General features: G+C 54.5%; 17 protein-coding genes. 16 read left to right on the top strand and 1 reads right to left on the bottom strand.

Annotated features, from left to right (window positions below; all coding sequences use genetic code 11):
* Window position 1 precedes the first annotated feature (1 nt).
* Window positions 2–1,312 carry an acetyl-CoA C-acyltransferase FadI gene (gene fadI, locus L1D47_RS13475; RefSeq protein ID WP_041509452.1) on the bottom strand — a complete coding sequence of 437 codons (1,311 nt, stop codon included), beginning with the start codon at window positions 1,310–1,312 and terminating at the stop codon, window positions 2–4.
* Between the two features lie 409 nt (window positions 1,313–1,721).
* Here fadI and L1D47_RS13470 point away from each other — a divergent pair, with 409 nt between their 5' ends.
* From L1D47_RS13470 to L1D47_RS13395, 16 genes are all read left to right on the top strand, one after another.
* A complete protein-coding gene (locus L1D47_RS13470; protein ID WP_239885529.1) occupies window positions 1,722–2,678 on the top strand; it encodes a MoxR family ATPase in 957 nt (318 codons plus the stop codon).
* On the top strand, window positions 2,678–3,607 hold the full coding sequence (locus L1D47_RS13465) for a DUF58 domain-containing protein (RefSeq protein WP_239885527.1): 930 nt from the start codon (window positions 2,678–2,680) through the stop codon (window positions 3,605–3,607). Before L1D47_RS13470 ends, L1D47_RS13465 begins: the two co-directional genes overlap by 1 nt.
* A complete protein-coding gene (locus L1D47_RS13460) occupies window positions 3,608–4,102 on the top strand; it encodes a DUF4381 domain-containing protein (protein WP_239885525.1) in 495 nt (164 codons plus the stop codon).
* Window positions 4,090–5,094: a VWA domain-containing protein gene (locus tag L1D47_RS13455; RefSeq protein ID WP_239885523.1), complete on the top strand. Its 1,005-nt coding sequence runs from the start codon at window positions 4,090–4,092 to the stop codon at window positions 5,092–5,094. Before L1D47_RS13460 ends, L1D47_RS13455 begins: the two co-directional genes overlap by 13 nt.
* Window positions 5,091–7,112, top strand: a complete 2,022-nt coding sequence (locus L1D47_RS13450) for a VWA domain-containing protein (protein ID WP_239885521.1) — start codon at window positions 5,091–5,093, stop codon at window positions 7,110–7,112. The genes L1D47_RS13455 and L1D47_RS13450 overlap by 4 nt, the downstream gene beginning before the upstream one ends.
* A complete protein-coding gene (locus tag L1D47_RS13445) occupies window positions 7,106–8,746 on the top strand; it encodes a BatD family protein (RefSeq protein WP_239885519.1) in 1,641 nt (546 codons plus the stop codon). Before L1D47_RS13450 ends, L1D47_RS13445 begins: the two co-directional genes overlap by 7 nt.
* 84 nt (window positions 8,747–8,830) lie before the next feature.
* Complete coding sequence (locus L1D47_RS13440) at window positions 8,831–9,394, top strand: sigma-70 family RNA polymerase sigma factor (protein ID WP_239885517.1); 564 nt, start codon at window positions 8,831–8,833, stop codon at window positions 9,392–9,394.
* Window positions 9,387–10,091 carry a DUF3379 domain-containing protein gene (locus L1D47_RS13435; protein ID WP_239885515.1) on the top strand — a complete coding sequence of 235 codons (705 nt, stop codon included), beginning with the start codon at window positions 9,387–9,389 and terminating at the stop codon, window positions 10,089–10,091. The genes L1D47_RS13440 and L1D47_RS13435 overlap by 8 nt, the downstream gene beginning before the upstream one ends.
* Before the next feature lie 353 nt (window positions 10,092–10,444).
* Complete coding sequence (putP, locus tag L1D47_RS13430) at window positions 10,445–11,896, top strand: sodium/proline symporter PutP (protein WP_041509444.1); 1,452 nt, start codon at window positions 10,445–10,447, stop codon at window positions 11,894–11,896.
* Window positions 11,897–12,307: 411 nt separating this feature from the next.
* On the top strand, window positions 12,308–13,624 hold the full coding sequence (locus L1D47_RS13425; RefSeq protein ID WP_239885514.1) for an outer membrane protein transport protein: 1,317 nt from the start codon (window positions 12,308–12,310) through the stop codon (window positions 13,622–13,624).
* Window positions 13,625–13,729: 105 nt separating this feature from the next.
* Window positions 13,730–14,116, top strand: coding sequence for a VOC family protein (locus L1D47_RS13420; RefSeq protein WP_239885512.1), 387 nt, complete (start codon window positions 13,730–13,732; stop codon window positions 14,114–14,116).
* Window positions 14,117–14,547: 431 nt separating this feature from the next.
* Window positions 14,548–15,258, top strand: coding sequence for an SIMPL domain-containing protein (locus L1D47_RS13415; RefSeq protein WP_041509441.1), 711 nt, complete (start codon window positions 14,548–14,550; stop codon window positions 15,256–15,258).
* Window positions 15,259–15,373: 115 nt separating this feature from the next.
* Window positions 15,374–16,390, top strand: a complete 1,017-nt coding sequence (locus L1D47_RS13410) for an efflux RND transporter periplasmic adaptor subunit (protein ID WP_239885510.1) — start codon at window positions 15,374–15,376, stop codon at window positions 16,388–16,390.
* Between the two features lie 30 nt (window positions 16,391–16,420).
* Window positions 16,421–19,675: an efflux RND transporter permease subunit gene (locus L1D47_RS13405; RefSeq protein WP_239885508.1), complete on the top strand. Its 3,255-nt coding sequence runs from the start codon at window positions 16,421–16,423 to the stop codon at window positions 19,673–19,675.
* A gap of 11 nt (window positions 19,676–19,686) precedes the next feature.
* A complete protein-coding gene (locus L1D47_RS13400) occupies window positions 19,687–19,899 on the top strand; it encodes a DUF2892 domain-containing protein (protein ID WP_033537722.1) in 213 nt (70 codons plus the stop codon).
* Between the two features lie 245 nt (window positions 19,900–20,144).
* Window positions 20,145–20,486, top strand: a complete 342-nt coding sequence (locus L1D47_RS13395) for a rhodanese-like domain-containing protein (protein ID WP_239885537.1) — start codon at window positions 20,145–20,147, stop codon at window positions 20,484–20,486.
* Window positions 20,487–21,562 lie beyond the last annotated feature (1,076 nt).

The following is a 21,562-nucleotide window of genomic DNA, read 5'->3' as shown; positions in this document are numbered from 1 at the left end:
ATCACTCCACTTCTACAATCATAGCTGCACCCAGACCACCCGCCGCACAGGCCGTTGCCAGGCCAGTACCGCCGCCGCGGCGTTTCAGCTCGCGACAAACTTGAGTGATCAAACGTGTCCCGGTCGCCGCAAACGGGTGACCATAGGCCAAAGAGCCGCCCAAGACGTTGAACTTTGTCATATCGATCTCGCCGATGGCGCGATCGCGGCCCAGCTTCTCCTTGGCAAACTTCTTCGAGGCAAACATCTGCATGTTGGCCAGGGTCTGCGCCGCGAAGGCCTCATGCATCTCGATAAGGGTAAGATCTTCGAGCTCCATGCCTGCACGCTTAAGCGCCAGCGGTGTCGCATAGGAAGGCCCCATCAACATATCTTCCCACACATCGATAGCGCTGAAGGCATAACTCTTGATGTAACCAATCGGCTCATAGCCCAGGGCCTTGGCACGGCTCTCACTCATCAAGAGCACCGCCGAAGCACCATCGGTCAGCGGCGTACTGTTGGCCGCCGTCACCGAACCATGTTTGCGGTCAAACGCCGGACGTAGCTTGGCGTAAGAGTCCAGCGAAGAGTTCTCGCGAATATTGTTGTCTCTGTCGATGAAAGACTTGTATGGCGGCACATGCGCCACCATCACCTCATCACGCAGATGGCCCGAATCCCAGGTCTCTGTCGCCAGGGTGTGAGAGCGATGGGCTAAGGCATCTTGGTCGGCGCGGCTGATGCTGTAGGTCTTGGCCATCTGCTCGGCGGTCTGCCCCATAGAGAGGCCGGTGGAGTACTCGGCCACCGCCGGCGGTACAGGGAGCAGATCTTTCAGCCCGAGACGACGGATAATAGACCACTTTTGACCAAAACTACGGGCCTTATTGAGATCCACCAAGGCATGAGCCAGCTTCTTCGATACACCGATAGGCAGTACAGATGAGGAGTCGGCACCGCCGGCGATCCCTATCTCGATGTTGCCCGTCATGATGGACTCGGCCACATTCACCGTCGACTGGAAACTGGTAGCGCAGGCACGCGTGACGCTATAGGCATCGGTGGCCACATTCATGCCAGTGCCTAACACTATCTCGCGGGCAATATTGGGCGCCGCGGGCATCTGAACCACCTGGCCGTAAACGAGCTGCTCGATCTCCTTCGGATCGAGTTCCGAGCGCGACAGCAGCTCATTGACTACCATCTTGCCCATATCCAATGCCGACACCCCATGAAACGCGGTCGCCTGCTTAGCAAAGGGGGTTCTAAGCCCCATCACTATCGCGATGCGATCGCCCTTCGCGTTCCTTACTTGCTGTAGTTCACTCATCTTTTGCCCTCGTGACGCGTCTGATAGAAACGTTTCTACTAACGCCGTTATTATTCTTCCCTACCCCGTTACCAGCAGTCTTGCTACATGCTCGCAACAGGTCAGACCATCAAAGTGTGATCTGATTCTAACTTCTTATTTCAAGGTTTTAAACACCTGTTTGGTTTTTAAACGACAATTATCGAAAAAGATGTTGATTAACAATGTTTAATAAAATACAAATTAGCCGTTAAAGTCGGTTTTATTCCCCGTTTAAGCATGCTAACTTATTTTGCTGATTGAAATTTGGCGCCGCCAAGCCCCGCAAGGTCTTCTGACACTCCCAAGGTTGCGGTAAGCCGTTTATCACTGAATTTTTTACCCGATACGCTGTCTACAGCTCACACAATAGATAATACCGAGTAGCATCATGCCCTTAAGTCGATTTCATGCATTACGTGAATACCTGGATAAAGTGATCCTGGGTCAACCCACTCTTACCGAAAACTTATTGATCGCACTGATTGCCGATGGTCACTTACTGGTTGAGGGGCCACCGGGTCTGGCCAAGACCCGCGCGGTGAAGGCGCTCAGCGATGGGGTAGAGGGGGATTTCCACCGCATCCAGTTTACACCTGACCTATTGCCAGCAGATCTGACCGGCACCGACATCTATCGTGCGCAGACGGCCACCTTCGAGTTTGAGGCAGGTCCTATCTTTCATAACCTGATCTTGGCCGACGAGATCAACCGCGCGCCGGCCAAGGTGCAATCGGCGCTGTTGGAAGCCATGGCCGAGGGTCAGGTCACCGTCGGCAAACAAAGCTACAAGCTACCAAAGCTGTTTCTGGTGATGGCAACTCAAAACCCGCTGGAAAACGAGGGCACCTATCCCCTGCCCGAGGCGCAGCTGGATCGCTTCCTGATGCACCTAAATCTGGACTACCCCAGTGCCGCAACAGAGTTTGAGATCATGCGCCTGTCGCGCAGCGAGGCCATCACTCAGGAACTGCCAAGGGTCGAGCCCATCGCCCAGGAGCAAGTGTTCGCCGCCCGTAAGGCTGCGCTCGACATCTATCTGGCCGAGCCGCTGGAGCAATATATTGTCAATATCGTGATGGCCACCCGTCAGCCACAACAATACAGTGACGAGCTGGCGAGCTGGCTGGAATATGGCGTCAGCCCACGTGCGACCATCTCCATTGAGCGCTGCGCCCGCGCCCGGGCCTGGCTGATGGAGCGCGACTTTGTCTCCCCGGAAGATATTCAAGCCGTGGTGCCAAATGTGCTGCGCCACCGTCTGCTCCTTAGCTATCAGGCACAGGCCGAAGGAGTGAGCAGCGATCAGGTGATTAACCATATTCTCAGTCAGGTAGCGGTGCCTTAATGGAACAGAAGGCCTTACCGCTATTTGCCGATGGCGTCTCCCTCAACCAGAAAGAGCTGTTAGCCTGCCAGAATATCGCCAGGGCTCTGCCCGAACGCAAGACCAAGGCGCGAGCGGCGCTGGCCGGCCATAAAGCCAGCAGCATCAAGGGACGGGGAATGGAGTTTGCCGAGGTGCGCCACTACCAGAGCGGCGACGACGTGCGCACCATAGACTGGCGGGTGACCGCCAGAACCGGCAAGGCCCATACCAAGCTGTTTGTCGAGGAGCGCGAGCGTCCGGTGTTGCTACTGCTGGATCTCAGCCATAGCCTCTATTTCGGCTCCAGCCTTATGCTGCAGTCGGTGCAGGCGGCGCACCTGGCCGCGACCTTGGGCTGGGCGGCCGTCGGTCACGGCGATCGCCTCGGCGCCCTGATCGCCTGTGAAACCGAACACCTTGAACTTAAGCCTCGTCGCCGCCAGGGTGGCATGCTGGCACTCATCTCGGCCATGGAGCAGGTGCACCAGCGGCAACTGAGCCAGCTCGATCAGCCAGTGAAACAGCCTGAGCATATCTTCAAGGCCTGCCAACGCCTGAGACGGATCGCCAAACCCGGTTCGCTTATCTGGATCATCAGTGACGGCAGCCATTTCAGCCCCCAGTGTCTGGGGCCACTGAGCGAGCTAAAACGCCATTGTGATATCGGCGCCTTTCTGATCACAGATCCCCTCAGGCAAGGCCCCCTTAAGCTGCCACCACAGTTCCAATTCCCGGTCAGGGATGGCGATAAGGAGCTGATGCTGGACAGGCGCAGCTACGATGCCTGGCTCAATCAGCAACAAAAACAGCAACAGGGATTTATCACCATGATGGATCAGATCAACGCACGGCCAAGACGCATCGACGCGGCCCAGCCGTTAAACCAACAAATCGGAGCCCTAAGGTAGATGCAAGCGGCAAGTCAACCTGCACTAGCCAAGATGCAGGATATCATCACCCCTGAGCCTATCGGATTCTGGCCCCTCGCCTACGGCTATTACCTCGTAGCTCTGCTACTGATTATCCTGATCGCCGCCCTGTTCATCTATGTCAAACGCAGAGGCAAGCAGCTGGCGGCCAAACGCGAGGCGCTAAAGCTTCTTGCAGCAGTAACACCCGATGATCCCCAGTTAGCACTCACGGTCAACAGCCTGCTTAAACGCAGCGCCATGAGCTATCTGCCTCGCGAACAGGTCGCCTCCCTACAGGGAGACGACTGGTATGCCTGGCTAAGCGCCCAGCTACCGACCATGGACCCTAAGCTGCCAAGCCTCTTGGAGAAGCGTTATCAGTCCGCGAACCTCACGCACGAGGAAGCCACACAACTTTTGAGCGGCGCCAAAGTCTGGCTTCAGCAGGCGCTGCCGCTAAAGGCTGACAAGGAGGCATTATGTTCACACTAGCCTGGCCTTGGCTGCTGGTTTTATTGCCGCTTCCCTTAATCTTTCGCCGTAGCAAACAAGCACAGCAAACGGTTGGCGGGCATCTGCAGATGCCCGGCGTCGGTGAGGCGCAGACCCTCACACTCGATAATTCCCCTAACCGCAGTCGCTGGCCCTATTGGTTGGTGTGGACGCTGCTGGTTTGCGCCGTCGCCCGCCCCCTATGGGTTGGCGACGCCATCGAGCTGCCGAGCAAGGGGCGTGACCTCATGCTGGCGGTGGATCTGTCGGGCAGTATGCAGATAGAAGATATGGTGTTAAACGGAAAGACGGTCGATCGCTTTACCATGGTACAGAGGGTGATGAGCGAGTTTATCGAGCGCCGTAAGGGCGATAAGCTGGGGCTCATCCTATTTGCCGATCACGCCTATCTGCAAGCGCCGCTCACCCAGGACAGACGCTCGGTGGCCCAGTTCCTTACCGAGGCGCAAATTGGTCTGGTCGGTAAGCAGACCGCCATTGGCGAGGCCATCGCCCTTGCGGTTAAACGCTTCGACAAGGCCGAGCAGAGCAACCGGGTGCTTATCCTGCTCACCGACGGTTCAAATAACTCGGGGAGCATTACGCCCGAGCAGGCCGCCGATATCGCCGCCAAGCGAGGCGTGACCATCTACACCATAGGGGTGGGCGCCGAGGTGATGGAGCGCCGTACCCTGTTTGGCAAGGAGCGCGTCAATCCGTCGATGGATCTTGACGAGGCACAGCTCACCCTGCTGGCACAGAAAACCCAGGGGCGCTATTTCCGGGCGCGCAACTCGGATGAGCTGGAGCAGATCTATCAGGAAATAGACAAACTCGAGCCCACCGACAGCGACCAACTCAGCTATCGTCCACAGGCCGAGCTCTTCTATTATCCCTTGGCTGTCGCCCTGCTGATAACGGTTCTCATGATGTTAAGCGGCCTAGCTGCCGTGCAGGCCTTAGTTCAACGTTTCCCACGGAGCGCCTCATGATCCATTTTCTCCGTCCCGAATGGCTGCTGGCCCTCATTCCATTGACCCTGCTGCTCTGGCTACAAAGACGCCAGCAGCATCAAGCCTCGAGCTGGAATCGCTATATCGCGCCGCATCTGGCTAAGGTGTTGGTGAGTGGCCCAGCGGCCAACAAGAAACAACACCTTGGCCTAGTCGCCTTTATCTGGCTCGTGGGCATCTTGGCGTTATCAGGCCCGGCGCTGACCAAGCAGAAGCTGCCGGTATTCGAGTCCAACCTGGGCCGGGTGATCGTCATGGATATGTCGCTGTCCATGTACGCCACCGATCTGGCTCCTAACCGGTTAACTCAGGCAAAGTTTAAGGCAACGGATCTCATCAAGAGCCTCAAGGAGGGCGAGACAGGCCTGGTCGCCTACGCCGGCGATGCCTTTACCATCAGCCCACTGACCCGAGACCAATCTACCCTGCTAAACCTGTTACCGACGCTGTCGCCGGAGATCATGCCCGTGCTGGGGTCGAATCTGCCTGCGGCGCTCAAGCAGGCCAAGCAGCTACTGGTACAAGGCGGTCATCTCAAGGGTGAGATCATCCTGCTGGCCGACGGCGTCGAGCCAGAGCAGATCGGCGAGGCCAAGTCTATATTGGAAGATACCCAGTATCGCCTCTCTATCATCGCCATGGGCACGGCCCAGGGCGCGGCCATCCGCCTGCCAGATGGGCAACTGATGCGCGGCAAAAGTGATCAGGTGGTGGTCAGTCAAACCCATCTCAATGATCTTGGCAGCCTGATTGGCGAGAGTGGTGGCAAGTTATTTGCCTACCGCGCCGATGGCAAAGATCTCGAGGCTCTGACGCAGAGCCTGAGCCAGGAAAGCGATGCCAAGACGTCAGATCGCCAAGGGGAAGCCTGGCAAGATCTCGGCCCCTATCTGGCGCTGCTCCTGCTGCTGCCGGCGCTACTGAGCTTTAGGCATGCCCTGGCCGCTCTGGCCTGCCTGATGCTCCTCTCCCCTAGCCCACAGGCGCAGGCTGCCAGCTGGCAACATCCGTTTTCCACTGACGATCAGCGGGCCATGCAGGCCTATCAGGCGCAGGACTACCAAGCGGCGGCCAAGCAGTTTGACTCGCCTCAATGGAAGGCTTCCTCCCTGTATAAGAGTGGCGACTATCAGCAGGCACTGGAACTGTTCGAGCAAGATGATTCGGCAAGTGGCCTGTTTAATCAGGGCAACAGCCTGATGCAGCTAAATGAACTCGACAAAGCCATCGAGCGCTATCAACAGGCACTGGATAAAGATCCCCAGCTCAACCAGGCTAAACAAAACCTTGAGTTGGCTGAGCAGCTTAAACAGCAGCAAGATAACCAAGGTCAATCGGATCAGCAGCAGTCTGATCAGAATCAGTCCCAAGATGACTCTGACCCAAATAACACTGATCAAAATAATTCTGACCAAAACAAAGGCCAGGACGCGAACGGACAACAGGGTAGCGGCCAGGAGCAGAGCCCACAGACCAGCGATGGCGACCAGCAATCTGGCGACGACTCAAAAGGCGATAGCTCTCAAGGCGATGGCTCACAGGAGCAAAACGCTCAAGAAAAGGATGGCCAGACATCACAACAGCAAGGCTCGCAAAATGCCGGTCAGGATAACCCGTCCCAAGGTAAGCAACAATCAGGCACGCCAAATGATGCTCAGATGAGCGCCGATCCGGCTCAACAGGCCAATAACCAAGAGGACGCCAGTAACCAAGCGGATACTAATGCGAGTCAAAGCGATGCCGGACAACAGATGGGGCAAGACCAAGCTCAGGCAAGCAAGATGACCCAGGGACAAGCAGGCGAGTCGGATGAACAAGGCGAACCTGCTGCGGCCCTAACCAATGCGATTGCGCCAGAGGATCTGCCCCCCGAGATGCAGCGCGCCCTCTCAGGGGTGGTCGATGACCCTCAGGTCTTGCTGCGCAACAAGATGCAACTGGAATATCAAAAACGCCGCCGTCAGGGCGCGACCATAAAGGACAATCAACAGTGGTAATACGACGCTTTTTGACCTTAGCCTGTTTGGCACTCAGCCTGTCAGCGCCAGCCTCTGCCTTAACCAAAGTAGAAACCTCGGTAGACAGAAACCCCGCCATCCAGGGGGAATATCTGGTGCTTAGCATCAAGGCCGATGACGATGTAGACAACGCCAGCCTGGACACCAGTGGGTTGCTAAAAGACTTCATCGTCGGACGCACCAGTGTCAGCCGCAGCACCCAGATCATGAACTTCGACGCCAGCAAGGAGACCCGCTGGCAGATCCTGCTTGCCCCCAAGAAAACCGGCACAGTGATCATCCCCGCCATGACCATAGACAACGTCAGCTCTGCTCCTATAGAACTCAAGGTGGCGGCCCCCGGTAGCCAACCCGAGCAGATGAAGAACCTGTTTATCCGCAGCAGCGTCTCCACCGAGACCGCCTATGTGGGGCAACTAATCACCTATAAGGTGAAGCTTTACCTGGGCGTCGAGCTGCAACGCGGCGTACTCAGCGCGCCCAATGTCGAAGGCGCTCAGCTCAAACAACTGGGGGACGACATCGACGGCACAGAGATCATCGATGGTCGCCGCTACCGGGTGATCGAGCGAACCTATAGCCTGATCGCCGATAAGCCAGGCACGCTGTCGCTTGCCGGCGCCAGCTTCTCCGGCGATGTGTTAGTCGAATCCTCCCGCCGCGGCGGCATGTTCTCCTTTAACGAGAGCCGCCCCATGCAGGCCAAGGCCGCCCCGAGCGACATCGAGGTATTGCCCATCCCCGCGACTTATCAGGGTGACTGGTTGGTGAGCGATCTCGTGGTGTTAAAAGAGGACTGGAAGAAAGATGCCCAATACCAGGTCGGCGTGCCCATAACGCGTAACATCAGCCTGCTGGCCTCCAACGCCGACGATACCAGCCTGCCGGGGATCACCCTAGATCTACCAGAATCCTTTAAGGTCTATCCGGAAAAGCCTCAACGCAAGACCTATGTGCGTGAGAAACAGGTGGTAGCCCAGCTCAACCAGACCACAGCCATAGTGCCGACTCAGCCAGGTAGCTATACCCTGCCCGCTATCCGCATTCCCTGGTGGAACAGCCGCAGCCAGAAACAGGAATTTGCCACCCTGCCCGCCCGCACCATCAGTGTGGCACCGGCAAGCGCAAGCCAGCAGAGTCCGCTGGTCGTGACGCCAGATGCTCAGGCCGCTACAACAAACTATTGGCCCGGCATCAGCGCACTGTTTGCCTTGCTATGGTTGGCGACTATGCTCTTGTGGTATCGCCACTACCAGGGCTATCGTTATCGCGCCGTGCCGAGCAACGCAAACAGGAACGCTGCAAACCCTGCGCCCATGGACTCAGATGCGCTGCGCCAATTTGAAACCGCCTGCCGCCAAGGCAAGACGGGCGAGGCGCTGGTTGCCCTGCAGCGTCACATAAGCCAACAGGCGGGCAAGCCGCTGACCCTGACAGATATCGCGGCCCTTAGCTGCGAGCTAGACCTGGCGATCCAAGCCATACAGCGTCAGGGATACAGCCCCGATGGCCAGGGGCTAGACTGTGAAAAGGTGATCCGCGCGGTGAAAAAAGCCCCCAAAGCGGCGCCACACAGCACACAATCTGCCTTAAGCCCGTTAAATCCCCTCTAACAACTTGCCTCAGGCGCGCCAATGGCGTTAACTTAGTCGAAACAATTGACGCGCCTTACCTCCTTTCTATGCTGCGAGTAAAAAATGTTTAGCGTGATACGAAATAAAAAACCGAAAAAGTCGGTCAATAGAGACATGCTGAATAAACAACGACGATACGATAGCCTTGTCAGGGCACTTCATGGCGACCTATTCCGCTACGCCTTTTGGCTGTGCGGGGATAAACATATCGCCGAAGATATCACCCAGGAAACCTTTTTACGTGCATGGCGCTCCCTTGAGTCATTAAAAGACGATAAGGCCGCCAAGGCTTGGCTGATCACCATTTTGAGGCGTGAGAACGCCCGCCGCTTCGAGCGTAAACAGTTCGACTACTCGGATGTGGAGCAGGCCGATATCGCCGACCATATCTCCGCCTCCAGCGAGGAGAGCATGGAGCAGCATATGCTCAGGCGTCAGATCGCCAAGCTTGAGGCCGAATACCGTGAGCCCCTTATCCTACAGGTGATCGGTGGCTTTAGCGGTGAAGAGATCGCCGACATCTTAGATCTGAATCGTAATACCGTAATGACTCGCTTATTTCGCGCCAGAAATCAGCTGAAAGATATACTCGATGACACGCAAACCAGGGGGCGCTCCAATGGATGAGCTCAAATTCCGCCGCGAGGCCTATGAAAATCCAAATCGTCAAGACGACGAATTTCTTGCGTCGATGCATGAGTCGAGCAAGCGCACCGCGTTTGTTAACGATCTCAAACTACTAGACAAGAAGCTCGAGGCCGCCCTGAAGGTAGAAGTGCCTGAGGATCTCGAGGCTAAGCTGCTACTCAACCAGCAGCTGCATCAACATCAGGTGGAGCGCCGCAAGACAGGTTTTACTCTGGCACTGGTGGCCTCTATCGCCTTCATCGCCGGGATCAGCTTCACCCTGCTACGCCTCGCCCCGGTCGATCTGGGACAGCACGCCCTGGCCCATGTCTATCATGAAGAGATGGCGATGAAGAGTGAGCGCAATATCAGCGTCGATGAGGTCAATACCCAGCTCGCCTCGCTGACCAGCCTCAATCATGCCCGCTTTACCGAGCAACCCGGCCGCGTACTCTACAGCACCTACTGTGACTTCCAGGGGGTGAAGAGTATCCATCTGGTGATGCAGGGCAAGCAGGGCAAGGTCACCCTGTTTATCGTACCGCTGGAAGACCGCATGGTGCTCGAAGAAGCCTTTGCCGATAATCGCTACCAGGGAATGGGCTTCAAGTCTGACAACGCCTACGTGCTCCTGGTCGGTGAAGATGTGACGGATCTGAACTTTGTCAGAGACGAAGTGAAAGAGTCTTTCATCTAAGAGGCTAAGATCTGAGCCTGTGTCGCAAGCTGAACCTGTATAAAGTAAATCGCCAGACAAGATGATCTAAGGAGCCGGCCTAGTGTCGGCTTCTTCACATCTCACCAAAGCTAACACTTACACGCTACAACACCTCTAAATGACCAACAAAGCCACAACATTTCCGCTTTGTTTGGCAATTAATCGACCGATAAAGCCCAGATCTTGATCACATTTCAAGGCAGATTTGGGCTAGCGCTCAAACATCTGCTAGCATAGCAGGCTCACTTAAAACAGACATGTCACTCCCCATTGGCCTTGGGCTAACATCCCGGCCTGCAAGGGCATTGGCATGAGAACAATATGGCGTAAGCATGAATATTGAATTACCGATATTAATTACTTTTTTCGGCTACCTCATCCTCATGATGGGCATTGGCCTTTGGGCATACAAAGCAACCGACTCTGTCGACGATTATATTCTAGGTGGTCGCTCCATGGGACCGGCCGTCACCGCGCTCAGCGTGGGGGCCTCCGACATGTCAGGCTGGCTGCTGCTGGGACTACCTGGCGCCGTCTACCTCGGCGGCTTGGGCGAAGCCTGGATCGGCATAGGCCTGGTTTTCGGCGCCTGGCTCAACTGGCTATTTGTGGCCAAACGCCTGCGGATCTACACCCAATTTACCGACAATGCCCTCACCCTGCCGGACTTCTTCGAAAAACGCTTCGAAGACAAGCAATCTGTGCTTAAACTGGTTTCGGCGGTCACCATCTTAGTCTTCTTCACCTTCTACACCTCATCTGGCATGGTCGGCGGCGCCATACTGTTCGAGAAGGTGTTCGGTCTGGACTACAACCTGGCCCTGCTTATCGGCTCCGGCATCATAGTAGCCTACACCTTCGTCGGCGGCTTCTTCGCCGTGAGCTGGACCGATTTCTTCCAGGGCTGCCTGATGTTGATTGCCCTGCTTATCGTGCCAGTCACCATCTTCAGCCAACCAGAGACACAGAACGGCATCCATAGCCTGGATCCCGCCATGTTATCCCTGCTGAGTGACAACACCACCATGATAGGCCTGGCATCTCTGCTGGCCTGGGGCCTTGGCTATTTCGGTCAGCCCCATATCCTGTCGCGCTTTATGGCTATTGGTAGCGCCGACGACCTCAAGGTATCACGCCGTATCGCCATGAGCTGGATGGTAGTCGCGCTCATGGGCGCCCTGGCAACTGGCCTTGCGGGCAGCCTCTACTTTGCCGACCAGCCTATCGACAACCCCGAGACCATCTTCATTCACCTGACCCATGCCGCCTTCAACCCTTGGATCGGTGGCCTGCTGGTTGCGGCGATCCTCTCGGCCATCATGAGCACCATCGACTCTCAGCTACTGGTCTGCTCCAGCGTGATCACCGAAGACTTCTACAAGAAGTGGCTCAGACCCGAGGCCAGCAGCAAGGAGCTGATGATGATAGGTCGTATCGGCGTGCTGACCATAGCCGTCATCTCTGGCCTCATTGCCCTGAATCCGGAGAGTAGCGTACTGAGTCTGGTGAGCTATGCCTGGGCAGGCTTTGGCGCGGCATTTGGCCCAGTGGTCATTCTGTCACTCTTCTGGCGTAACTATAGCCGCAACGGCGCCGTGGCCACGATCCTTGTTGGCGCCATCACGGTCGTGCTATGGAAACAGAGCAGCGGCGGCATCTTCGATCTGTACGAGATCTTGCCAGGTTTCCTCTTCGCCACCCTTGCCGGTGTCTTGGTTAGCCTGGTCTCTGCCCCGGCAAACAGCACACGCGAACAATTCGACCAGTTTAACCAGAAACTTTGAGGCCGGGCTCGCACTCTGCTGACGTAAAAATGAGCGGAAGATCAAAAAAGCGTACAAGTGTACGCTTTTTTTATACCGTAAAAATTTTACTTACAATTTGCCATTTCACATCCCGTTAACCTTTAGCAAAACCTTAACCAAACCCAGAGCCTACGTGATATAGCTCGATCGAGCCACTCTTCAAACAGGCGCACATTTCTCGGCACAAAACTGGCAAAGCATTTAACACAAAGTCAACAAAAAGTTGTATCTGGTCGGAGTTGTTGAGGTAACACCTCATCCCTACTATGCACGGGAATTATAAAATGGACCCGGCCGCCACAGGCCATGCAAAAGATGAATGGTATAAGTGACTTTTCATCGATGCTAAGCATAAACATACTGCCGGGCCGACAATAACGAGAATAAACTATGAAGCGTTTCAACAAGACAATACTCGCAGTAGCCGTCACACTCGCTAGCTCACAGGCGATGGCCGCAGGTTTCCAACTCAACAGCCAGTCAGCCACAGGTGTCGGCCGTGCATTTGCCGGCGATGCTGTGATCGCTGACAACGCCTCTGTGCTGTCTCGCAATCCAGCAGCCATGGCGCTGTTTGACGAGAAGCAGCTCTCTATGGGCCTTACCTATGCCGACGTTGAAGTCAGCGTAAAAGATGTCTACATAGATTCTGCGCTGGGTCAGATCCACTACGGCCATGTGGATGATGCGGCAGAAGCCAAGATCATCCCGAACTTCTATTATGTCAGCCCGGTGAACGACAAGTTTGCCTATGGCGTTGCCATGTTCAGCAACTTCGGCACAGGCACTGACACCACGCCTATGTCACAGCAGCTGGTCAACGGCCTGCCTGCGCCGCTGGATCTTTTGGGTAAGACAGAAGTCACCACACTTAACTTTAACCTGAGCGCCTCTTACCGCTTTAATGACCACTTCAGCATCGGCGCCGGTGTCGATGTGATCTATGGTCAAGGCACCCTGACCCGCGGCGGGCTGGTACCGACTCAAGCTGGCCCAGCACAACAAGATCTGGTAGATGTGGACGCCGATGGCGTGGCATTTGGTGGCATCGTTGGCGCCGTCTATGAGATCAATGCCGATCACAGATTTGGTATGAGCTACCGCTTCAGCCCTGATTTCAAGGCGACGGGCGACATCGACATGTACAATCCTGCAGCCGGTGCCAATATGGCCTTCGAAGAGATCAACATCCCTATGCCGGATATCTTCCAGGTAGCGGGTTTCCATCAGCTTACCGAAAAGTTTGCCCTGCACTATACGGCGCAGCTGACTACTTGGGGCGACTTTAAAGAGATCACTGTGACCGATGGCACCCTAGGTGGTGTACCAGTTGCGCCCGAGGCTAGCCTGAAAACTTACGCCTGGGACGACTCTTGGCTGTTCAGCATCGGCGGCACCTATACCCTCAACCAGGACTGGACAGTGCGCGCCGGTTACATGTTCGACCAGGGTGTTGTAGGTGAACTCAGCTCTATCTCAATCCCAGATTCTGACCGTCAGTGGTTCACCGCAGGTGCAACCTATAACCTGGGCAAGCACGCCAGCCTGGACTTCGGTATCGCCGTCATCCGCGGTGAAGATGTGGATCTAATCGAGCACAGCGCCATCACGGGCGGCCTGCCAATCGGTCCAGATACCGGCATGGTTCACGCCACCACGCGCTCGAACGCCACCTACTACTCTATGCAGTACAACTACAAGTTCTAACTTGTTGACCAATACCCAAAAAGCCGCAGTCTACTGCGGCTTTTTTGTAGTTATGGAAAAACTTTTCTACAGTTAATACAAGGCTCCCATGACGACAGATGGACGATGGCAAAAGTAATTGGCCTAGGCGGCATATTTTTCAAGAGTGACGATCCCAAACGGCTCGCCGAGTGGTACAAGACCTACCTACAGGTGCCGGTAGAGAACTGGGGCGGCGCGGCCTTCTACCTCAACAACCTGATGCCGATGGCGGCCACCGGCTACAGCGTCTGGACCCCCATGGGCAGAGACACGGATTATCTCCATCCCTCAACCAAAGAGTTTATGTTTAACCTGATCGTCGACGATCTCAACGAAGCCCTCTCCCAGGTGGCCCAGGGTGGCGCCCAATTAATCGCGGAAACCGAAGACTCTGAATTTGGCCGTTTCGGCTGGTTTATCGACCCAGATGGCAACAAGGTAGAACTCTGGCAATCCAGTAATCAAACCTAATACCAGTCACATTAAGTATGTGATAAGGAAATAGCGCAGGAAAAAACCTTGAGAACAAGGCAGGGTTTTTAGAGTCGTTATTCTACAATTAACAATACCCATACAGTTATCGAGCGTTTTAACAAGCTAACCTGAACTCTGGATAAGAAAGGCTATCTTGATTTGCATAATAGCAATATTATCTCATGACACAGTGCGGCCATTTTAGATGCAAAACGAGGCAAAATCATAAGACAATAGCTGGTCTATTGCGTTGATTTTAACGACGTTAGGCGCTAAAAGAGCCGTGCTGACAGACTTAGATTATCCGGAGTTGAGGTAAGCTAGCATGATCAATATTTATTACGATTGATATAACTCCTAAGGCGCTGGAAAACTAAACGAAACAAGCATATGCTGGATTTACCTCATAGCAATTCGGACGCTGACTCATGCAAAAATCACTGGCGAGTATTCTCTTAGGCGGCTTTATCTGCGCCGGTCTCTACCTATTAGGCACCAGCCTTGGCGACAGCATCATCAAGATGCGTGCCATGGAAAGAACCGTCACGGTCAAGGGGCTTGCCGAAGTCGAAGTCAAGGCCGACACCGCCATCTGGCCTATTCGCTTCACTCAGGTAGATAATGATCTCAATACCCTCTATCAAGAGGTGCAGAGCAAGACGGATAAGGTGATCGCCTTTTTGAGTAAACAGGGCTTTACCTCAGATGAGATCTCAAGTTCCCTCCCCTCCATCGAAGACAGACAGGCCCAGGGTTATGTCGACCCCAATGTTAAATATCGCTATGCCGCTCAGGTCACGGTATCCCTCTATACCAAGCGGGTAGACCTGCTGCTGGGCACCCAACGTAACCTCATCGAGCTGACCAAGGAAGGGATCGCCATCTCCAATCAGGATTACAACGGCCGTACCGAGTTTCTCTTTACCGGCCTGAACGAACTCAAGCCACAGATGGTGCAGACGGCAACCGAAAACGCCCGCCAGACCGCCGAGAAGTTTGCCAAAGACTCGGCATCACAGCTTGGCAAGATAAAGCAGGCGTCTCAGGGACAATTTACCATCAGCAATCGCGACAGCAATACACCGAGCATCAAGAAAGTCAGGGTAGTTTCGACCCTGACCTACTACTTAAACGATTAGTTTTAAAGGGGCAAGGCATCTTCGCCCCCTTCAATCGTATTTTTCTAATAAAAGATTGCACAAGCTTAAAAAGTCCATTAGAATTTTCTTATGAAGCTTTAAGAGGTGATCTTCCATGCAAGTACAACACACGTTTTCCATCGGCATTCTGCTGTCGCTCGTCAGCCTGATATCGACTGCCAACGACCTGCCGACTATGACTCTGGCCAAACAATCTCAGCCCCAGTGGATCACCTTAGATGCACAGCTCGAGGCGGTAAAATCGGCTACTGTGTCGGCGCAGACCTCAGGTCGTATCATCAAGATTAACTATGATGTCAACGACATAGTGCCCCAAGGCGCCTCCTTGCTGGAGATCACCAGCAAGGCCCAGGGAGCCGAGCTAGCCGCCGCCGAGGCCGACTTTGCCCGCGCCCAGGCCCAAAACGAAGAGGCGCAGAAACAGCGCAAACGTTATGAGCAGCTGTTCCCACAGGGCGCCATCTCCCAGGGTGACATGGATCAGGCCATCGCCAATGCCCGCGCCGCAGCCCAAGCCGTTAGCGCCGCCAGAGCCAGAATCATTCAGGCGAACGAGTCTTTGCAGTACACCACGGTCAGCGCGCCCTTTGCCGGTGTGGTGACCAAACGCCACGTAGAGGTGGGCGAAACCGTATCGCCGGGCCAGCCACTGCTGAGCGGCTTTGCCACCGAGCATATGCGCGCCGTCACCCATGTGCCGCTGCGTTACATAGATGCGCTGCGCGCCAACCCCAAGATGAAGCTAGTGCTACCTAACGGCAAGGAACTCGAGTCGGGCGCCCTGACCATCTTCTCTTTTGCCGACGCCCAGAGCCACAGCTATAAGACCCGCATCAACCTGCCGCCTCAGGAGCCCAACCTGATGCCAGGCATGTGGGTCAAGGCCAGCTTTAACGCAGGCAACAGGAATACCCTGACCATCCCTGAGTCTGCGGTGATCTATAACAACGAACTCAGCGCCGTTTATCTGCTGCAGAACGACCAGTTCATGCTCAACCAGGTGCGGCTGGGCAACAAACATGGCGATAGCTTCGAGGTGCTTTCCGGGCTAAGCGACGGCGACACCATAGCTGTCGATGCCTACCAAGTGCTGCTGAAGTTGAAACACTAGATCTGTTGATCGAATAGGAGCCGTATAGATATGAATCAGCAAGATCGACACCAAGATAATCACCACAGCCAAAAACGTCTGGGATTTTCCGGGCGTCTGGCGGCCATGTTCCAGCTAAGCGCCATCACGCCACTGCTGGCACTGCTTGGCCTGCTGCTTGGCCTGTTCGCCGTCATGGTGACCCCCAAGGAGGAGGAGCCACAGATAGATGTGACCTTTGCCGACATCTATATCCCCTTCCCCGGCGCCACCCCCGGCGAGGTCGAGCATCTAGTGACTCAGCCCATGGAGGAGGTGATCTCGCAAATTAAGGGCATAGATACCCTCTACTCCTTCTCGCAGCCGGACGGCGCGCTGATCATCGCCATCTTCGAGGTGGGCATTCCCCGCAACGAGGCCATAGTCAAACTTTACAATCAGGTCTACTCCAACAAAGACAAGGTCGCCAGCCATGCGGGCGTGGGTGAGCCACAGATAAAACCCCGCGGCATCGACGATGTGCCCATTGTCAGCCTGACCCTCTGGTCGAAAGACAAGGCACAATCCGCCGAGCAGCTGACCCACATCGCCAAGGGGCTGGAGAGCGAGCTGAAACGCATTCCGGGTACCCGAGAGATCTACAGCGTGGGGAGCCATGAGATCAGCCTCAACGTGCGAATCGATCCCGCCAAGATGAGCTTCTACGGCCTCACCTATGACGATATTAACCGCAGCCTGTCGAGCAATAACCATGTCTCGATGCCGGTATCTCTGGTGCAGGACAATCAGGAGATCAAGGTCCAGACGGGGCAGTTTTTAAAGTCCAGGCAGGAGGTTGAGCAGCTGGTCGTCGCCGTCTATCAGGACGAGTCGGGCCAGAGCGCGCCGGTTTACCTGGGCGATATCGCCAAGATAAGCCTCAACAGCGACATCCCGACCCAGCACGCCTGGCACGGCGATAAGTCGGCTATCTATCCAGCGGTCACCATCGCCATCGGTAAGCAGCCGGGCGAAAATGCCGTGGATATCGCCAATGTGATCCTAGAGCGCCTGGATAAGATAGACAACATCCTAGTGCCCGATGATGTGAACATCACGGTATCGCGAAACTATGGTAAGACGGCGGGCGACAAGGCCAACACCCTGATCCTCAAGCTGGTGTTTGCCACCTCGGCCGTGGTGATCCTGGTCTTCCTCACTATGGGGCTGCGCGAATCTGTGGTGGTGGGCATCGCCATCATCATTACCCTGGCGATCACACTGTTTGCCTCTTGGGCCTGGGGCTTTACCCTTAACCGCATATCGCTGTTTGCCTTGATTTTCTCTATCGGCATTCTGGTGGATGACGCCATCGTGGTGGTAGAGAACATCCACAGGCACATGGCGCTGGGCAAACGCTCCTTCGTCGAGCTGATCCCAGTCGCCGTCGATGAGGTGGGCGGCCCGACCATCTTGGCCACCTTTACCGTGATCGCCGCGCTGATGCCGATGGCGTTCGTATCAGGCCTCATGGGCCCTTATATGAGCCCGATCCCTATCAACGCCAGCATGGGGATGCTGATCTCACTGGCTATCGCCTTCATCGTCACCCCTTGGCTAGCCACTAAGCTGCTCAAAGGCCAGCAGCATCAAGGCTGTGATGGCGAGCAGGATGTGGACGATCGCATGCTCAGGCTCTTTACCCGCCTGATCTCGCCTTTCGTCAGAGGTAAGCAGGCCGGTAAGGCCAGAATTGGCCTGGGCGCCGCTATCACATTATTGATCATGATTGCCGTCTCCCTGCCCGTGGGACAGCTGGTCGTGCTCAAGATGCTGCCCTTTGACAACAAGTCAGAATTTCAGGTGATGCTGGATATGCCAGAAGGCACACCGGTTGAGCAGACACAGCGCGTCCTCAAGGCGCTGGCACAGGAGCTGGATAAAGTCGAAGAGGTGGAGAACTATCAGCTCTACGCCGGCACCGCCGCGCCAATGAACTTCAACGGCCTGGTGCGCCACTACTTCCTCAGACAGAGCCAGGAACTGGGCGATATTCAGGTTAATCTGGTCGACAAGGGCGAGCGAAGCAGAGACAGCCACAGCATCGCATCTGAGGTGCGCCGCGCGCTGCAAGCTACCGCCAAGCAATATCATGCCAACGTCAAGGTAGTCGAAGTGCCCCCTGGGCCACCTGTGTGGTCACCTATTCTGGCCGAGGTCTATGGCCCTAACGCCGAGATGCGAGAAACTGCCGCCAAGGCACTGCAACAGCAATTTCATGACACCCAGGATGTGGTGGATATCGACATCTATCTACCGGCCGCCCAGCAAAAATGGCAGGTCAATATCGACCGTGCCAAGGCCAGCCTGATGGGCGTACCCTACAGCAATATCGTCGATCTGGTGGCCACCTCGGTGGGCGGCAAGGCAGTAAGCTACCTGCACAAACCCAATCAGAAGACCCCGGTACCCATCAAGCTGCAGCTGGAGGAAGGCGCCAAGGTGGATCTCGAGCAGGTGCTAAACCTCAGACTCACCACGACATCGGGCACCTCGGTTCCCGTCTCTGAGCTGATAACCATACGTAAGCAAGCCATAGATGCCCCCATCATACGCAAGAACATGATCCCTATGATCATGGTGGTGGCCGACATGGCAGGGCCGCTGGACAGCCCCCTCTATGGCATGTTCGAAATTGCCGGCAGCATCAATCAAGATGGCGGCCTGGGCTTCGATCAGCATTATGTCAACCAACCTCGCGGGCTGGACAGCATTGCCGTGCTCTGGGATGGCGAGTGGAAGATCACCTATGAAACCTTCAGAGACATGGGCATCGCCTATGGCGTGGGCATGATCGCCATCTACCTCTTGGTGGTGGGTCAGTTCCGCTCCTACAGCGTGCCGCTGATCATCATGGCGCCTATTCCGCTCACCATCATAGGGGTAATGCCGGGTCATGCCCTGCTGGGCGCCCAATTTACCGCCACCTCAATGATCGGCATGATCGCCCTGGCCGGGATTATCGTGCGTAACTCCATCCTATTGGTGGACTTTATTAACCAGGAAACCGCCGCGGGCGTGCCCTTCGAGCAGGCGGTAATCCATTCTGGCGCCGTCAGGGCCAAGCCCATCATGCTGACGGGGCTGGCCGCCATGATTGGCGCCCTGTTCATCCTGGATGATCCGATCTTTAACGGGCTGGCCATCAGCCTGATCTTCGGCATCTTGGTATCGACCCTATTAACCCTGGTGGTGATCCCCGTGCTCTATTACGCCGTGATGCGCCACCGCCCCGAATACTTTGCCGCGGTCAATCCGCAACCTTAAGGAGATACAGTATGTCTGTCGAACGTAGTATTTTCGCCTTTGCAGGCTTTATGGTCATGTTGTCTTTACTGCTCACGGCCTTTGTCCATCCCAATTTTATCTGGCTAACGGCTTTTGTAGGCGCTAATCTATTTCAAAGTGCCTTTACCGGCTTCTGCCCGGCCGCCATGTTGATGAAGAAGATGGGGATCAAGACAGAAGCGGAATTGGCTCGCATGAAATAATACCAATCACGGTAAGTAAGTGCTCAGAAACAGCCTAAGAGAAACGCTTGATAGCCAGGCTATAATTTTCGATAAGTAGTTATTCTACAATCAGAAATTATAACGCCCTTATCGAGCGTTTTAACAAGCTAACATGAGCAGTTATTGACTAGGATTGGTACAACTCACAACTCACAACTCACAAGTCACAAGGAGCCAACGTGAGACAAGCCAATAAGATGCTACCCAAGTCTTTTATCAGCCTGATGGCGCTGCTGTTTATCGCTATCATGGGCATATCTGCGCCAAGCTATGGCGAAGAGAAGAACCCTAAGGTTGCTTGGGTGCATATACAGCAAGGGGCCATGGTCGTCGATGTCAGAACCCCTGAGGAGTTTGCCGAGGGACACCTGGAAAACGCAATTAACATTCCCTTTGAAAACATTGCCGAAGAGTTTACCAAACGCAACATCGCCAAAGATCAGTCTGTGGTGCTCTATTGCCGCAGCGGCCGTCGCAGTGGTATCGCTCAGGAAAGCCTGATAAAACTCGGCTATAGCAACACCTATAATGGCGGCGGCTATCAGAGCCTAGCTAATAAGCAGTAAAGATAAGTTCTGCCATCAACACAAAGGCGCCTCCGGGTGCCTTTGTTATTTCTGCCCTTCTTATTTCAGCCCTTTTTATTTCAACCTTAGCAGTTTCAACCTTAGCTATTTCATGCTTTCTATTTATAAGCCGCCTAGGGCCTGTTGATCTTTCAAGTTTAATTTTTGTTCAATCTAAACGCGTTTTGCGCGAGGCGAGAGCCATGAAGCATAGTTATTCTATGTGAATGGCGAACAACAAAGAAATCGTCTGGAACGATTTCTAACAGCGTAGCTGACCGCCTGCGGTGAAAGGCAGGAAGCCTTTCATAAAGTGCAGCGCACGTTTAGATGAACCCGTTGTGCAGCGTTTGTAGGCCATGTCTACGGTGTTATCGCCAGTTTGTGTAGAAGACTACACGACACGGGCTCTGCCTTGCATAAATCACCTTCAAACTGCTGCAAAAACAAACGGCGAAGATCAACAGGCCCTGGGACATGACGCATCGAAGCAAGTTAGCCAAGGGCGGATCAGCACACGGCCCCCAATAACGTCACTATTCATTCGTTAGCCTATCTCGCCGGCAAGTAGCCAACCGATACATAAACTCATGGGCCACTCGGTGCTCACTCAATATGCGGTCAATGTGAAACTAACTATGCGGCCAATGTGAAACGAATATGCAGACAAGGTGCAACCAAATATGCAGGCAAGGTTCAGCCAAGGTATCGGGGCAAATGTAACAATTGAAACAATATATAACCATTAGCTATATGTTATTACGATTATAAAACACCAATTAACCAATAATTACAATGGCTTATAAATCAAGGTCAATTTCCCGTCGCAGGCAAGCATCCCTCATAGTTACAAAATAAATACGCCAAAAATTCGAATAAATACTCAAAACACACTATCTCACCGACGAAACAATCGTATTCATTGAATATTTTCCGCATAAAAATGCTCTCTACCACTATGATGTTTGGCCCGTATTGCGAATTAACAGCTTGTTTACAAATGTTTCTACAGCAGATAAATTCACTGTCGAGTAACGCATATGATGGCAGTCATGCTGTTATGCACTCTAATAATA

This window comes from Shewanella sp. Isolate7, assembly GCF_022398425.1.
Taxonomy (GTDB): Bacteria; Pseudomonadota; Gammaproteobacteria; order Enterobacterales; family Shewanellaceae; genus Shewanella.
The sequence above is the reverse complement of the archived record's forward strand: the minus strand, read 5'-3'. Positions and strand labels throughout refer to the sequence as shown.

Coding starts and splice junctions, on each gene's coding strand:
- fadI (WP_041509452.1), bottom strand. CDS start 1,312: ATGAGTGAACTACAGCAAGTAAGGAACGCGAAGGGCGATCGCATCGCG.
- L1D47_RS13470 (WP_239885529.1), top strand. CDS start 1,722: ATGCCCTTAAGTCGATTTCATGCATTACGTGAATACCTGGATAAAGTG.
- L1D47_RS13465 (WP_239885527.1), top strand. CDS start 2,678: ATGGAACAGAAGGCCTTACCGCTATTTGCCGATGGCGTCTCCCTCAAC.
- L1D47_RS13460 (WP_239885525.1), top strand. CDS start 3,608: ATGCAAGCGGCAAGTCAACCTGCACTAGCCAAGATGCAGGATATCATC.
- L1D47_RS13455 (WP_239885523.1), top strand. CDS start 4,090: ATGTTCACACTAGCCTGGCCTTGGCTGCTGGTTTTATTGCCGCTTCCC.
- L1D47_RS13450 (WP_239885521.1), top strand. CDS start 5,091: ATGATCCATTTTCTCCGTCCCGAATGGCTGCTGGCCCTCATTCCATTG.
- L1D47_RS13440 (WP_239885517.1), top strand. CDS start 8,831: ATGTTTAGCGTGATACGAAATAAAAAACCGAAAAAGTCGGTCAATAGA.
- L1D47_RS13435 (WP_239885515.1), top strand. CDS start 9,387: ATGGATGAGCTCAAATTCCGCCGCGAGGCCTATGAAAATCCAAATCGT.
- putP (WP_041509444.1), top strand. CDS start 10,445: ATGAATATTGAATTACCGATATTAATTACTTTTTTCGGCTACCTCATC.
- L1D47_RS13425 (WP_239885514.1), top strand. CDS start 12,308: ATGAAGCGTTTCAACAAGACAATACTCGCAGTAGCCGTCACACTCGCT.
- L1D47_RS13420 (WP_239885512.1), top strand. CDS start 13,730: ATGGCAAAAGTAATTGGCCTAGGCGGCATATTTTTCAAGAGTGACGAT.
- L1D47_RS13415 (WP_041509441.1), top strand. CDS start 14,548: ATGCAAAAATCACTGGCGAGTATTCTCTTAGGCGGCTTTATCTGCGCC.
- L1D47_RS13410 (WP_239885510.1), top strand. CDS start 15,374: ATGCAAGTACAACACACGTTTTCCATCGGCATTCTGCTGTCGCTCGTC.
- L1D47_RS13405 (WP_239885508.1), top strand. CDS start 16,421: ATGAATCAGCAAGATCGACACCAAGATAATCACCACAGCCAAAAACGT.
- L1D47_RS13400 (WP_033537722.1), top strand. CDS start 19,687: ATGTCTGTCGAACGTAGTATTTTCGCCTTTGCAGGCTTTATGGTCATG.
- L1D47_RS13395 (WP_239885537.1), top strand. CDS start 20,145: ATGGCGCTGCTGTTTATCGCTATCATGGGCATATCTGCGCCAAGCTAT.